The organism is Bacillus sp. FSL R5-0603, from assembly GCF_038050295.1.
Classification (GTDB): domain Bacteria; phylum Bacillota; class Bacilli; order Bacillales; family Bacillaceae; genus Bacillus; species Bacillus subtilis.
The window spans coordinates 2,234,425-2,247,882 of sequence record NZ_JBBOYP010000001.1 but is presented as its reverse complement, the minus strand read 5'-3'; the positions used below and the strand labels follow the sequence as shown (position 1 = coordinate 2,247,882).

19 protein-coding genes and 2 pseudogenes are annotated in these 13,458 nt (G+C 43.1%); 17 read left to right on the top strand and 4 right to left on the bottom strand.

All coding sequences use genetic code 11. The features are described from left to right. Window positions 1-55 precede the first annotated feature (55 nt). From spoIIAA to lysA, 11 genes are all read left to right on the top strand, one after another. Window positions 56-409: an anti-sigma F factor antagonist gene (gene spoIIAA / locus NYE56_RS11365; RefSeq protein WP_003223957.1), complete on the top strand. Its 354-nt coding sequence runs from the start codon at window positions 56-58 to the stop codon at window positions 407-409. Continuing rightward, entirely contained in the window at window positions 406-846 is a 441-nt protein-coding gene (gene spoIIAB / locus NYE56_RS11360) for an anti-sigma F factor (RefSeq protein ID WP_014477237.1), read from the top strand. The genes spoIIAA and spoIIAB overlap by 4 nt, the downstream gene beginning before the upstream one ends. A gap of 11 nt (window positions 847-857) precedes the next feature. Continuing rightward, on the top strand, window positions 858-1,625 hold the full coding sequence (gene sigF / locus NYE56_RS11355; protein ID WP_003230458.1) for an RNA polymerase sporulation sigma factor SigF: 768 nt from the start codon (window positions 858-860) through the stop codon (window positions 1,623-1,625). A gap of 126 nt (window positions 1,626-1,751) precedes the next feature. Beyond that, window positions 1,752-2,372, top strand: coding sequence for a stage V sporulation protein SpoVAA (gene spoVAA, locus NYE56_RS11350; RefSeq protein ID WP_015714205.1), 621 nt, complete (start codon window positions 1,752-1,754; stop codon window positions 2,370-2,372). Further along, window positions 2,362-2,787: a stage V sporulation protein SpoVAB gene (gene spoVAB / locus NYE56_RS11345; protein WP_047182829.1), complete on the top strand. Its 426-nt coding sequence runs from the start codon at window positions 2,362-2,364 to the stop codon at window positions 2,785-2,787. Before spoVAA ends, spoVAB begins: the two co-directional genes overlap by 11 nt. A 12-nt stretch (window positions 2,788-2,799) precedes the next feature. Then, the gene (spoVAC, locus tag NYE56_RS11340) at window positions 2,800-3,252 is read left to right on the top strand and encodes a stage V sporulation protein AC (RefSeq protein WP_003223947.1); all 453 of its coding nucleotides are present in this window, start codon (window positions 2,800-2,802) and stop codon (window positions 3,250-3,252) included. A gap of 12 nt (window positions 3,253-3,264) precedes the next feature. After that, window positions 3,265-4,281, top strand: a complete 1,017-nt coding sequence (spoVAD, locus tag NYE56_RS11335; protein WP_003230465.1) for a stage V sporulation protein AD — start codon at window positions 3,265-3,267, stop codon at window positions 4,279-4,281. A 1-nt stretch (window position 4,282) separates the two neighbouring features. Next, window positions 4,283-4,633 carry a stage V sporulation protein AE gene (gene spoVAE / locus NYE56_RS11330; protein ID WP_003230467.1) on the top strand — a complete coding sequence of 117 codons (351 nt, stop codon included), beginning with the start codon at window positions 4,283-4,285 and terminating at the stop codon, window positions 4,631-4,633. 7 nt (window positions 4,634-4,640) lie between these two features. After that, entirely contained in the window at window positions 4,641-5,252 is a 612-nt protein-coding gene (gene spoVAEA, locus NYE56_RS11325; RefSeq protein WP_003230469.1) for a stage V sporulation protein SpoVABEA, read from the top strand. Further along, window positions 5,203-6,684, top strand: coding sequence for a spore germination protein SpoVAF (gene spoVAF / locus NYE56_RS11320; protein WP_003230471.1), 1,482 nt, complete (start codon window positions 5,203-5,205; stop codon window positions 6,682-6,684). The genes spoVAEA and spoVAF overlap by 50 nt, the downstream gene beginning before the upstream one ends. A 105-nt stretch (window positions 6,685-6,789) precedes the next feature. Then, window positions 6,790-8,109, top strand: a complete 1,320-nt coding sequence (lysA, locus tag NYE56_RS11315) for a diaminopimelate decarboxylase (protein WP_341284394.1) — start codon at window positions 6,790-6,792, stop codon at window positions 8,107-8,109. A 29-nt stretch (window positions 8,110-8,138) separates the two neighbouring features. On the opposite strand, the gene NYE56_RS11310 is transcribed toward lysA, so the two are convergent. Then, a complete protein-coding gene (locus NYE56_RS11310) occupies window positions 8,139-9,011 on the bottom strand; it encodes a DUF1002 domain-containing protein (RefSeq protein ID WP_341283863.1) in 873 nt (290 codons plus the stop codon). Between the two features lie 255 nt (window positions 9,012-9,266). Between NYE56_RS11310 and NYE56_RS11305 the strand changes: the two genes are divergently transcribed. Beyond that, window positions 9,267-9,698, top strand: a complete 432-nt coding sequence (locus NYE56_RS11305) for a peptidylprolyl isomerase (RefSeq protein WP_003223931.1) — start codon at window positions 9,267-9,269, stop codon at window positions 9,696-9,698. A 143-nt stretch (window positions 9,699-9,841) separates the two neighbouring features. On the opposite strand, the gene NYE56_RS11300 is transcribed toward NYE56_RS11305, so the two are convergent. Both NYE56_RS11300 and NYE56_RS11295 read right to left on the bottom strand, forming a co-directional pair. Continuing rightward, window positions 9,842-10,054: a spore germination protein gene (locus tag NYE56_RS11300; protein WP_003230479.1), complete on the bottom strand. Its 213-nt coding sequence runs from the start codon at window positions 10,052-10,054 to the stop codon at window positions 9,842-9,844. A 166-nt stretch (window positions 10,055-10,220) separates the two neighbouring features. Continuing rightward, window positions 10,221-10,352: a DUF1259 domain-containing protein gene (locus NYE56_RS11295; RefSeq protein ID WP_341283862.1), complete on the bottom strand. Its 132-nt coding sequence runs from the start codon at window positions 10,350-10,352 to the stop codon at window positions 10,221-10,223. Between the two features lie 366 nt (window positions 10,353-10,718). On the opposite strand from NYE56_RS11295, the pseudogene NYE56_RS21325 reads away from it, so the two are divergent. The 3 genes and pseudogenes from NYE56_RS21325 (at window position 10,719) to NYE56_RS11285 (ending at window position 11,761) form a co-directional block, all read left to right on the top strand. Next, window positions 10,719-10,921 (top strand): annotated as a pseudogene (locus tag NYE56_RS21325) (hypothetical protein). Then, window positions 10,893-11,435 (top strand): hypothetical protein, encoded by a 543-nt coding sequence (locus NYE56_RS11290; protein ID WP_335450688.1) that lies wholly within the window; start codon window positions 10,893-10,895, stop codon window positions 11,433-11,435. The pseudogene NYE56_RS21325 and the gene NYE56_RS11290 overlap by 29 nt, the downstream one beginning before the upstream one ends. A 119-nt stretch (window positions 11,436-11,554) precedes the next feature. Further along, window positions 11,555-11,761 carry a zinc ribbon domain-containing protein gene (locus tag NYE56_RS11285; protein ID WP_003230483.1) on the top strand — a complete coding sequence of 69 codons (207 nt, stop codon included), beginning with the start codon at window positions 11,555-11,557 and terminating at the stop codon, window positions 11,759-11,761. Here the strand turns inward: NYE56_RS11285 and NYE56_RS11280 are convergent. Continuing rightward, a pseudogene (locus NYE56_RS11280) lies at window positions 11,704-11,941 on the bottom strand (hypothetical protein). The gene NYE56_RS11285 and the pseudogene NYE56_RS11280 overlap by 58 nt on opposite strands. Before the next feature lie 266 nt (window positions 11,942-12,207). Between NYE56_RS11280 and sipS the strand changes: the two are divergent. Then, window positions 12,208-12,762 (top strand): signal peptidase I sipS, encoded by a 555-nt coding sequence (gene sipS / locus NYE56_RS11275; protein WP_003246166.1) that lies wholly within the window; start codon window positions 12,208-12,210, stop codon window positions 12,760-12,762. Window positions 12,763-12,996: 234 nt separating this feature from the next. Then, window positions 12,997-13,341, top strand: a complete 345-nt coding sequence (locus NYE56_RS11270) for a hypothetical protein (RefSeq protein ID WP_003230488.1) — start codon at window positions 12,997-12,999, stop codon at window positions 13,339-13,341. The last annotated feature ends 117 nt before the right edge of the window (window positions 13,342-13,458 follow it).

Genomic DNA, 13,458 nt, shown 5'->3' with positions numbered 1-13,458 from the left:
TCATTCCGTCGAAATCGAAACACTCATTATCCGATCATATCAAGGAGGAATGAGCATGAGCCTTGGAATTGACATGCATGTCAAAGAATCTGTGCTTTGTATTCGATTAACAGGCGAACTCGATCACCATACGGCTGAAACCCTGAAGCAAAAAGTGACTCAATCATTGGAGAAGGATGATATTCGCCATATCGTGCTGAACTTGGAGGACCTTTCCTTTATGGACAGCTCGGGGCTTGGCGTTATTTTAGGAAGATACAAGCAAATTAAGCAAATTGGCGGAGAAATGGTTGTTTGCGCTATCTCTCCTGCGGTGAAGCGATTGTTTGATATGTCGGGTCTGTTTAAAATTATCCGATTTGAACAATCTGAACAGCAGGCGCTCCTGACACTGGGGGTGGCATCATGAAAAATGAAATGCACATTGAGTTTTCTGCCCTCAGTCAGAATGAATCGTTCGCCCGTGTGACAGTTGCTTCATTTATAGCTCAGCTGGACCCGACAATGGATGAACTGACTGAAATCAAAACAGTCGTGTCAGAGGCTGTCACGAATGCGATTATTCATGGATATGAAGAGAACTGTGAAGGGAAAGTTTACATTTCAGTGACGCTGGAAGATCATGTCGTATATATGACTATTCGTGATGAAGGCTTAGGCATTACAGATCTTGAAGAAGCCCGTCAGCCTCTATTTACGACTAAGCCTGAGCTTGAGCGCTCTGGAATGGGCTTTACCATTATGGAAAATTTCATGGATGATGTCAGTATCGATTCATCGCCTGAAATGGGAACAACGATTCGCTTAACAAAGCACTTATCAAAAAGCAAAGCGCTTTGTAATTAAGGAGATTTGTTATGGATGTGGAGGTTAAGAAAAACGGCAAAAACGCTCAGCTGAAGGATCATGAAGTAAAGGAATTAATCAAACAAAGCCAAAATGGCGACCAGCAGGCAAGAGACCTCCTCATAGAAAAAAACATGCGTCTTGTTTGGTCTGTCGTACAGCGGTTTTTAAACAGAGGATATGAGCCTGACGATCTCTTCCAGATCGGCTGCATCGGGCTGTTAAAATCTGTTGACAAATTTGATTTAACCTATGATGTGCGTTTTTCAACGTATGCAGTGCCGATGATTATCGGAGAAATCCAGCGATTTATCCGTGATGACGGAACCGTAAAGGTATCAAGGTCATTAAAAGAGCTTGGAAACAAAATCCGGCGCGCGAAGGATGAGCTTTCGAAAACACTGGGCAGAGTGCCGACGGTGCAGGAGATCGCTGACCATTTGGAGATTGAAGCTGAGGATGTTGTACTGGCCCAAGAGGCGGTAAGGGCTCCATCTTCGATTCACGAAACCGTTTATGAAAATGACGGAGATCCGATTACCCTGCTCGATCAAATCGCTGACAACTCAGAAGAAAAATGGTTTGACAAAATTGCGCTGAAAGAAGCGATCAGCGATTTGGAGGAAAGGGAAAAACTAATCGTCTATCTCAGATATTATAAAGACCAGACACAGTCCGAGGTGGCTGAGCGGCTCGGGATCTCTCAGGTGCAGGTTTCCAGGCTTGAAAAGAAAATATTAAAACAGATCAAGGTTCAAATGGATCATACGGATGGCTAGTCTGCAGTGCAGGCTAGCTTTTTTGTGTGCAAAAGCGTGGTAATTTATGGTCTTTTCGAGCGGATGAATGAGAACAAAATCGAACCACATACTACATATATAACCACCGAAAGATGGTGATCAATGATGGAACGACGAATATTTATCCGGCTTCGCCACCGGGTGCTGGCACATCCAGGGGATATTATTACCGTTGGAGATGCCGCGCAAATAGAAGGGCAGCTTCAGCTGAAAAAGAAACTTTCGGCTATGCCGCTTTATCAGGTGAGCGAAAAAGATAAAAATATCGTAATTCTGGATATCATACAAGTCCTCAGAGCCATTCATTTACAAGATCCGACACTTGATGTTCAAACCGTAGGCGGAGCAGAAACCATTGTTGAAATTCAGTATCGAAAGCGAAATTTATCAACGGTTCTATTTATCGGTGTCTGGCTGCTTCTTTTTATTGGATCGTGTCTTGCCATCATGAACTTTCATGAGGATGTAAGCATGAGAGATGTTCATATCGCACTATATGAAATCATAACCGGAGAGAGGAATGACTATCCATATTTGCTTCAAATCCCATACAGCATCGGTTTGGGACTGGGGATGATCGTGTTTTTTAACCACATATTTAAAAAGCGCCTAAATGAAGAGCCCAGCCCGCTTGAGGTTGAGATGTTTAACTATCAGCTTGATCTCGATCAATATGTGGCCATGCATGAGAATCAAGAAACCATAAAGGATCTGCATGATCGTTAGTGTATTGTTCATTATTTTTGTCGGGCTCGGCGGAGGCATAACGGTGGGGGCGGGTTTCGTTGCTTTTTTAACCGTAATGGGAATCATTCCGCGGCTGATGCAGCTCACCAAAACAATGAGATTTGTTCAGGCTTATGAAGCGGCTGTTATTCTTGGCGCGGTTTGCGGGGGATGGGAGACGCTTCATATGCATCATCTTTATCTAACAAAATGGATAGCTGTGCCGGTCGGGCTTCTGGCAGGTTTGTTCGTCGGGATGCTAGCGGCTGCTCTTACAGAGGTTTTAAATGTCCTGCCGATTTTGGCGAAACGAATCGGGCTCAGAAGTAAAATCATTATTTTATTAATGGCCATCGTGATTGGGAAAATCGCGGGATCTTTATTTCACTGGCTGTACTTTATTGACCATTCATAAGGAGGTTTCAAGATGACAAACATAAAAGAAAATTACAAATCAAAAGTGAAAACATATCAGCCTAAGCCGCCTTACGTCTGGAACTGTGTAAAAGCCTTTTTAGTGGGCGGGCTCATTTGTGCAATTGGGCAAGGTCTGCAAAATTTTTATATCCATTTTTTTGATTTCAATGAAAAAACTGCGGGGAATCCAACAGCTGCAACGCTGATACTAATTTCTGCCCTGCTTACAGGGTTCGGCATCTATGACAGAATCGGACAATTCGCAGGAGCAGGTTCAGCCGTACCTGTCACAGGTTTTGCCAACAGTATGGCAAGCGCGGCTCTTGAATATAAAAGCGAAGGATTAGTGCTTGGAGTAGCGACAAATATGTTTAAACTGGCAGGAAATGTTATTGTTTTCGGAGTTGTAGCTGCATACATCGTTGGAATGATTCGGTTTGCTTTTGAGAAACTGATGTCATAGGAGGAGAAGAAAATGAAATTAACAGGAAAGCAAACCTGGGTATTTGAACATCCCATATTTGTCAACTCAGCGGGAACGGCAGCAGGACCAAAGGAAAAAGACGGACCGCTCGGCTCTTTATTTGATAAAACCTATGACGAAATGCATTGTAATCAAAAAAGCTGGGAAATGGCGGAACGGCAGCTGATGGAAGACGCTGTTAATGTTGCACTTCAAAAAAACAATCTGACAAAAGATGATATTGACCTATTGCTGGCAGGCGACTTGCTGAATCAAAACGTGACGGCTAACTATGTGGCAAGACACTTGAAAATCCCATTTCTTTGTATGTTTGGCGCCTGTTCAACATCAATGGAAACAGTGGCTGTCGCATCAGCCTTAGTTGATGGCGGGTTTGCCAAAAGGGCACTCGCTGCCACTAGCAGTCACAATGCAACTGCGGAAAGACAGTTTCGCTATCCGACAGAATACGGAGGGCAAAAACCGGACACTGCTACCTCCACTGTAACCGGAAGCGGTGCAGTTGTCATCAGTCAGACACCGGGTGATATCCAAATCACAAGTGCGACTGTCGGAAAGGTTTCTGATTTAGGAATTACAGATCCTTTTGATATGGGATCGGCTATGGCTCCGGCTGCAGCTGATACGATTAAGCAGCACTTTAAAGATCTCAACCGGACAGCGGATGATTATGATCTAATCCTGACAGGTGACCTGTCAGGCGTCGGTTCTCCAATCGTAAAAGACATTTTAAAAGAAGATGGATATCCAGTCGGCACAAAGCATGATGATTGCGGGCTTCTGATTTACACTCCGGATCAGCAGGTCTTTGCCGGGGGGAGCGGCTGTGCTTGTTCAGCGGTTGTCACCTACTCTCATATTTTTAAGCAGCTGAGAGAAGGAAAATTAAACCGTGTATTTGTCGTGGCGACCGGGGCGCTATTAAGCCCGACGATGATCCAGCAAAAAGAAACCATCCCGACTATCGCCCACGGGGTTGTATTTGAGCGTGCAGGAGGTGCATCTTAACATGGACTACCTTTTGGCTTTTGTCTGCGGCGGGGCCATTTGTATCGTCGGCCAGCTGCTCTTGGATATTTTTAAATTGACGCCAGCTCATGTCATGACATCATTTGTTGTAATCGGTGCAATATTAGATGGTTTCGGCATTTACGATAAATTTATTGAATTTGCCGGAGGAGGCGCCACCGTTCCGATCGTCAGCTTCGGTCACAGTCTTCTGCACGGCGCCATGCATCAGGCGCATATACACGGATTTATCGGAATCGGCATGGGGATTTTTGAGCTGACCTCGGCCGGTATCTCAGCCGCTATTCTTTTCGCCTTTATCGTAGCTGTTATTTTCAAACCGAAAGGATAATGCCGACATGACGACAAAACGCAAGGTCATACTGGTAACAGACGGGGATGTTTATGCCGCTAAAACAATTGAATACGCCGCAAGCAAAGTGGGAGGCCGGTGTATTTCACAATCAAAAGGGAATCCTTCCACCCGCAGCGGCGCCGAGCTTGTCAAGCTGATCGCCTCAGCACCGTATGATCCTGTATTTGTCATGTTTGACGACTCCGGCCTTCAAGGAGAGGGTCCGGGAGAAGCCGCTCTAACCTATGTCGCAACACATCCGTCTATTGAAGTGCTCGGTGTGATTGCGGTCGCGTCAAAAACACATCAGGCTGAATGGACCAGGGTCGATGTAAGCATTGACCGCAATGGAGAAATAACTGAATACGGCGTCGATAAAGTCGGGGAAAGGGAATTTGATGACCACAGAATGAGTGGAGATACAGTCTATTGCCTTGATAAACTTGATCTCCCGCTTATTGTCGGTATCGGGGATATCGGCAAAATGGGCAGAAAAGACGATATCTCAAAAGGGTCGCCAATCACCATGAAAGCGGTCGAGTTTATTTTAGAAAGGAGCGGGTATCATGCCGGACCACAAGGAAGAGAAAATTCGGGTTTATCGGAATCCAGCTAAAAATGAAGAGTACTTCAAAAACCGTGTCGGGATGGGGACAAGCTATGATGTAGGTGTTCGCAAGCTCACGATTTTAGATAAAGAAATCCAGCTTTACTATTTAAATGGATTATGTGATACAGCCTATATTATTCATTTAATGAGAGAGCTTGTTGCCATTAACAATCGGAAAGAAGACCCTGATGAGCTGGTCGACATCGTCGAAAACAGGCTGCTTAACGCCCAGGTCGAAAAAGTAAAAACCTTGGATGAAACCACCGACCAAGTGCTGTCCGGGCTCGTCGCGGTCATTGTTGAAGGTGCAGGCTTCGCATTTATAATTGACGTCAGAAGCTATCCAGGCAGAAACCCGGAAGAACCTGATACGGAAAAGGTAGTCAGGGGAGCCAGAGACGGATTTGTTGAAAATATCGTCGTCAATACGGCCCTTCTCAGAAGGCGGATCAGAGACGAGCGCCTTCGAGTCAAGATGACTAAAGTTGGTGAGCGGTCAAAGACGGATTTAAGCATTTGTTATATAGAAGATATAGCTGATCCGGATCTGGTTGAGATCGTAGAAAAAGAAATTGCATCCATTGATGTCGATGGATTAACAATGGCGGACAAAACTGTCGAGGAATTCATTGTTAATCAAAGCTATAATCCTTTTCCGCTCGTGCGCTATACAGAAAGACCGGATGTGGCCGCAAATCATGTTCTTGAAGGCCATGTTATCATTATAGTGGACACATCGCCGAGTGTGATCATTACCCCGACGACTTTATTTCACCATGTGCAGCATGCAGAAGAATATAGGCAGGCGCCTTCAGTCGGGACCTTTTTAAGATGGGTAAGATTTTTTGGTATTCTTGCTTCTACTTTATTTCTTCCGATCTGGTTTCTCTTTGTGCTTCAGCCTGATCTGCTTCCGGACAATATGAAATTTATCGGTTTAAATAAAGATACGCATATCCCGATCATCCTGCAGATATTTTTAGCTGACTTAGGAATCGAGTTTCTCAGAATGGCTGCCATTCACACCCCGACGGCTTTATCGACAGCAATGGGTTTAATTGCCGCTGTTCTGATCGGGCAGATTGCGATTGAGGTCGGCCTTTTTTCTCCTGAGGTGATCCTGTACGTCTCACTTGCGGCGATTGGAACTTTTACGACACCTAGTTATGAATTAAGCTTGGCAAACAAAATGAGCCGTCTTGTCCTCATGATACTCGTTGCCTTATTTCATATAAAAGGGCTCGTCATCGGATTTACAGTGTTAATTATTGCCATGGCAAGCATCAAATCCCTTCAGACACCGTACTTATGGCCGCTGATTCCCTTTAACGGAAAGGCGCTGTGGCAGGTTCTTGTCCGCACAGCGAAACCTGGCGCAAAAGTAAGACCCAGTATCGTTCACCCCAAAAATCGCTTAAGGCAGCCTACCAATTCATAATCGCATTGAAACTGACTGAAGAGTATGATAATGTATGTCTTAATTATGAAGGGACAGTCCATAAAACTGTCCTTTCATCCATAAGCGGAGAAAGAGGGAATGACATTGTTCTTACACGGCACAAGCAGACAAAATCAACATGGTCATTTAGAAATCGGAGGTGTGGATGCTCTCTATTTAGCGGAGAAATATGGTACACCTCTTTACGTATATGATGTAGCTTTAATACGTGAGCGTGCTAAAAGCTTTAAGCAGGCGTTTATTTCCGCAGGGCTGAAAGCACAGGTGGCATATGCGAGCAAAGCATTCTCATCAGTCGCAATGATTCAGCTCGCTGAGGAAGAGGGACTTTCTTTAGATGTCGTATCCGGAGGAGAGCTATATACGGCTGTTGCGGCAGGCTTTCCGGCGGAACGCATCCACTTTCATGGGAACAATAAGAGCAGGGAAGAACTGCGCATGGCGCTTGAGCACCGCATCGGCTGCATTGTGGTGGATAATTTCTATGAAATTGCGCTTCTTGAAGACCTATGTAAAGAAACGGGTCACTCCATCGATGTTCTTCTTCGGATCACCCCCGGAGTAGAAGCGCATACGCATGACTACATTACAACGGGCCAGGAAGATTCAAAGTTTGGTTTCGATCTTCATAACGGACAAACTGAACGGGCCATTGAACAAGTATTACAATCGGAACACATTCAGCTGCTGGGTGTCCATTGCCATATCGGCTCGCAAATCTTTGATACGGCCGGTTTTGTGTTAGCAGCGGAAAAAATCTTCAAAAAACTAAACGAGTGGAGAGATTCATATTCATTTGTATCCAAGGTGCTGAATCTTGGAGGAGGTTTCGGCATTCGTTATACGGAAGATGATGAACCGCTTCATGCCACTGAATACGTTGAAAAAATTATTGAAGCTGTGAAAGAAAATGCCTCCCGTTACGGTTTTGATATTCCGGAAATTTGGATCGAACCGGGCCGTTCTCTCGTGGGAGACGCAGGCACAACCCTTTATACGGTTGGCTCTCAAAAAGAAGTGCCGGGTGTCCGCCAATATGTGGCAGTAGACGGAGGCATGAACGACAATATACGTCCTGCGCTTTACCAAGCTAAATATGAAGCTGCGGCAGCCAACAGGATCGGAGAAGCGCATGACAAAACGGTATCGATTGCCGGAAAGTGCTGTGAAAGCGGAGATATGCTGATTTGGGATATTGACCTGCCGGAAGTAAAAGAAGGCGATCTTCTTGCCGTTTTTTGTACAGGCGCTTATGGATACAGCATGGCCAACAATTATAACCGTATTCCGAGACCCGCCGTTGTATTTGTCGAAAACGGTGAGGCTCATTTAGTCGTGAAGCGAGAAACATACGAAGATATTGTAAAACTTGATCTGCCATTTAAAACGGGTGTAAAGCAATAAAAGAAAGCGCCGATTTTTCGGCGCTTTTCTTATTTGAATATAGATACAATCGCGTTCCAGATAGATACGAAGAAATCAATGACTTTCTGGATGAAGTTTTTGCCTTCATCTGATTCTATGAATTTCGTAATCTTATCTTTCGCTTTATCAAGCTGGTCACTGACTTGTCCCCAGTCAATGTCAGCGTTTTTCATCTTATTGAATAGGGAGACAAGCTGGTTCTTTTGGCTGTCAGTAAGTGTGACGTTTAAATCAGAAGCTGCGTCATCCACTTGTTTTTCGATGTCAGCTTTATTATCAGGCACCCCGTTTTTAGCAAACTCTTCTTTGATTTTTGCAATCAGGGCTGCCGCATTTTCGTTACCGATTTTGTCTCCAAGCTCTGATGTCGTGACAAGCTCTTGGTTGGCGACTTGTTTAACATCCTCCGAGATCGCTTCGTCTGAAGAAACTTCATACGCCTTAATCAATCCAGTTAAAGCCGCAGTCCCGGATACTTCAAACGGTGCTGTAACATACACCTTCGCATCTTTAACACCGGCTGTCATCAGTGCATTCAGGTACATTTCATCCGTGATGCCGCTGATATTATGGGTCTCAACATTCAATCCGGAGCCTTTTTTGGCAATGGTGATTGAGGATGAAGAAATCGCTCTCGAACCGATTTGCGCGTTCGATATATATTTTCCTAAATATTCATGTTCTTCTTTATTGGTCACGGTTACCGTTGTGGCATTATCAGGGACATTCATTTCATCAAGCACTTTTTGTTTGTCGGATTCTGACAAATCAGCACCCAGTGTTACAATGACATCTCCAACTGCGGCATCCGCGAAACTGACCTTCGGAACCGTCAGCAGCAAAACGGCCGCTGCCAGCATTCCAATCCAAATTTTCTTCAAAGCAGTTTGACCTCCTTCAATTTCACAAGCAGCTGGATAGTGCTGCTTTGTGAGGACCTGAATCATGAAAAATACAGTTCCGTTAGGTTAGACGGAGATAAAGGGATTCAGGTTTCATTTTTATTTTTTAGTAAAGCCGGGAGATTCGTTTTCCCCCGAAAGGTGTGGTATAATAGCCGCGACAAGGAGAGACAGGCTATAACCTATCATACATAATCTCCTTTGAAAATTAAAATAAAGAAAGTAGGCATACAATTGAAAACAGGTTACTTTTTATTAGAAGACGGGAACAAAATTGAATTTGAACTTTATCCTGAAGCTGCACCTGGAACTGTTGCAAACTTTGAAAAGCTTGCAAACGAAGGCTTTTATGACGGGCTTACATTCCACCGAGTGATCCCTGGCTTCGTCAGCCAAGGCGGATGCCCGCACGGAACTGGTACTGGCGGCCCAGGATACACAATCAAATGTGAAACAGAAGGTAACCCGCATACACATGAGGCGGGCGCACTTTCTATGGCACATGCCGGAAAAGACACTGGCGGCAGCCAATTTTTCATCGTTCATGAGCCACAGCCTCATTTGAACGGTGTTCACACTGTATTCGGTAAAGTAACAAGCGGATTAGAATTCGCGAAAAACATGTCTAACGGCGATGTCATGAAAGAAGTTCGCGTAGAAGGCTAATCGGCAGGCAAAAGGCTTCCTCATATAGAGGGAGCTTTTTTATTGGGTAAAAATATTCAATAAAAAACCGCCGAGTGCTGATGGCGGTTGGCAAAACCAGGTGTTTAGTTAGTGAGACATCGCAAGCCCCCGTAATGAATCGATTAAAAAGTTTTGGTGACGTTTTGATCAGTAAATTGATGATTAATCATTTTAGCTTTGCTTACAAAGTTATTTTCAAAGACAATTCCTGTGTTTAAACCTCCGGAGCCAAACACAGATTTGGACAAAGTTAATGGCCTGATCATAAAAGCGCCGCCTACGTTAATTACACTGTTCCCGGAAACGTTGTTTATATTAATAGGATAATCAATCATACTATCAAGTCTCCTTTCATATCATTCTATTTTTTATATGTATTAGTGCTAGAGTTGATTAGCGTAAACTTATCGGCAAAAATATTTAGGAGATGCCTATTTTCATTGATTTAAAAAACTCGAAAAAAGCGCCTCCTTCCGGAAGACTAGCTATCTGTCTATTCTTTTAACTACGCTGAATGCGGCAGCTGCTTTTCTGCGATTGTAATAGGATCATCCTGTGTGCTGACTCAAAGTGCATATACATTGCACACGGCTCACTAAATAACCAGTGGTTATGCAATGCAGTAATCGTCATGCGCAGCTATCATAGTTCGGTGAGCAAAGAATTTACCTCTTCATGTACGAAACTAAGTGAAATACTTTATCATTGCGAACCTCAAACGGGAAAAATGGGGAATGGCCAAGGAATGAGGTAGGCAAACAAACACCTGACTTGGTGGCAGAACGAACTGCCCAAAATTTTGGCAAACTCCCTGCGTATCTTTTGTTTCCTCCCATTTCATGCTGTTGCTCCTCCTATGTCAAAAAAGAATGTATGAGTGACGAGTATAGGGAGAGAAGATCCCGCCATATTGTCGGACGACTGAAGATAAAATTGTGCTGATTATACAGAAAGTGGATTGGGAATGATAAAAGAACAAAAAAGTTTAAGGAGAATCACGTGCAAGTTTTGACGGGGTTATTTGAACAGCATGGATATGCCGTCTCTTTATTGTCTTAATGTTAGAGTTTCTATCTTTACCAGAATCTGGAGAGTTTCTGATGAGCTATGCCGGTGTTCTCGTGTTTCAAGAAACTAAGCATGTTAGCGGTCGGATTGGGGAGCTGTGCGGGAGTGAGCATGTCGTATTGGATCGGGTATAGACTGGGCCCAGCTGCAATTCAGAAAGCTTTTGTGTCGAGAGGTGTTCTGTTAGCCATTATTGTTCTAACTTTTCTTTGGACGGTATTCAAAGGGCAAGACCGGAAAATCGAACTCTCTTTCTTATTTTTCCTAGTCATTGGTGAAGAGCTTTATGAAGAAGGAATCAGACGGCTCTTTCATTCCCTTCATCCTGTTCACGCTCCCTTTGGAAAGTCATGTATTATATCCATTCCTGAGCGAACAGACGTTAACGGCATTTGTCATTTTTGGTTTTTGTGCTTATCTTTTTGTTCGTCATTCTCACAAGGCGTGTCTGCAAACTGTTGCGTTTTTTTGTTTATTATCGTTTTATTCCTCATCGGGCTGAGCCGTGTGTACGTTAATGAGCAGTATCCGAGTGATGTTGATGCGGGTTACGCCTTCGGCGGTGTTTGGCTGGGTTTAAATGTTTTGGTCATGGAGCTTTTCCGTTTCTCCAGAAGATTTACCAAGCTGAGAAACGAACCCAATTAGTATGTAAAGAACGGGTGATCAAAATTAAGCAAACTTTAAAGTAGTATGGTTCATTGGGATTGGTATTTTGTAGTAAAATAAATCAAACAAACGTGATGTAATGAAAAGGAGATCGCGATATGGACAACAAAGGCTGTATAAAATGCGGCAGTACTGAAGCCGGACAAAAAGAAATAGCTACAACCGGCACGGGATTATCAAAGCTGTTTGACGTGCAGCATAACCGATTTCTAGTGGTTTACTGTAAGAACTGCGGATATTCAGAGTTTTATAATAAAGAGTCTTCAACTGCCGGGAATATATTGGATTTATTTTTTGGAGGCTGATCCATGTTTTCGAGCTTGAATGATTTTAAACATATTATGAAAGCAAAAAACGGGGTGCGGTTATCACCTGTGAAAATAGGTTGCCGCCAACATTCCAGTAACCTTCATGACGTGAATTGTTTTGTCAAGTGCCATGGGTATCATGGACTGGAAGATCAATGGAATGCAGTAAATGAACAAACTGTTCGTAACCTCATGCCTTATATACGATCTAAAGATTTAGCATATGAGAACTCTCTTTCTTCTGAGTCCATCGCTTCTGAATTATGCGATTCATTTCTTTCAATATTTGCAGGCTTAGTTATGATCGACAAGAAAAAATAGGCATGATGTGGGTAGAAGATGAAGATTAACATGTTGTAAAATCACTTCAATGGTCCTAATGGGATTTTTTTTCGATTCGTGATAACATAAATTGAAGACCGTTGTTTATTGGAGGAAATCAGTTGAAATCAGAAAATGTTTCGAAGAAAAAATCAATATTAGAATGGGCAAAAGCAATTGTGATTGCTGTCGTTCTTGCTTTGCTCATCCGCAACTTTATTTTTGCGCCGTATGTCGTTGATGGTGACTCTATGTATCCTACACTTCACAACCGTGAAAGGGTCTTTGTTAATATGACAGTCAAATACATCGGCGAGTTTGATAGAGGAGACATCGTCGTGTTAAACGGAGATGATGTTCACTATGTCAAACGTATTATCGGCCTTCCCGGCGATACGGTTGAGATGAAAAATGACCAGCTCTATATCAACGGGAAAAAGGTGGACGAACCTTATTTGGCGGCTAATAAAAAGAGAGCGAAACAGGACGGTTTTGACCATTTGACCGATGATTTCGGCCCGGTTAAAGTGCCTGATAACAAGTATTTTGTGATGGGTGACAATCGTCGGAATTCCATGGACAGCCGTAACGGACTTGGCCTCTTCACGAAAAAACAAATTGCGGGTACGTCAAAGTTTGTTTTCTACCCGTTTAACGAAATGCGCAAAACAAATTAGGATCAAGCAGTTTCCCATTGGGACTGCTTTTTTTATATCTTTTTTACGGTCATCCCCTAAAAACAGAACATAAATTCGTATATCTATAGAAAAGAAATTTTTGCAGAAATGTGAAACATATTCCCGTTATGCATCGTTATATTAATAATTTACGAGAATTTACGGTTTTTTATTCATGAAAAAAAGGAATAACTCATATGAATGAATAGATTCATATTGGCTGGAGGTTTAGAAATGGGAAGAATAAAAACCAAGATTACCATTCTGTTAGTGCTTTTGCTTTTACTTGCAGGCGGTTATATGTACATAAATGATGTTGAGCTGAAGGATGTTCCGACAGCAATTGGACAAACCTTGTCCTCGGAAGAAGAGGAATACACCATCCAGGAATATAAAGTGACGAAAATTGACGGCTCAGAGTATCATGGAGTAGCAGAAAACGGAACGAAAATCATCTTCAACGGAAAAAAATTAAATCAGGATTTATCTGATATAAAAGAAGGTGACAAGATTAAGGCTTACTTCAGTAAATCAAAGCGGATCGACGGATTAATCAAGGTTGCAAAAGTGAATGATTAACAAAACATCACCTTTCGGATCGAAGGGTGATGTTTTGTTTTTCTCAAATTGTAAGTTTATTTCATTGCGTACTTTAAAAAGGATCGCTATAATAGCCAATAAGGACAAATGAATAAA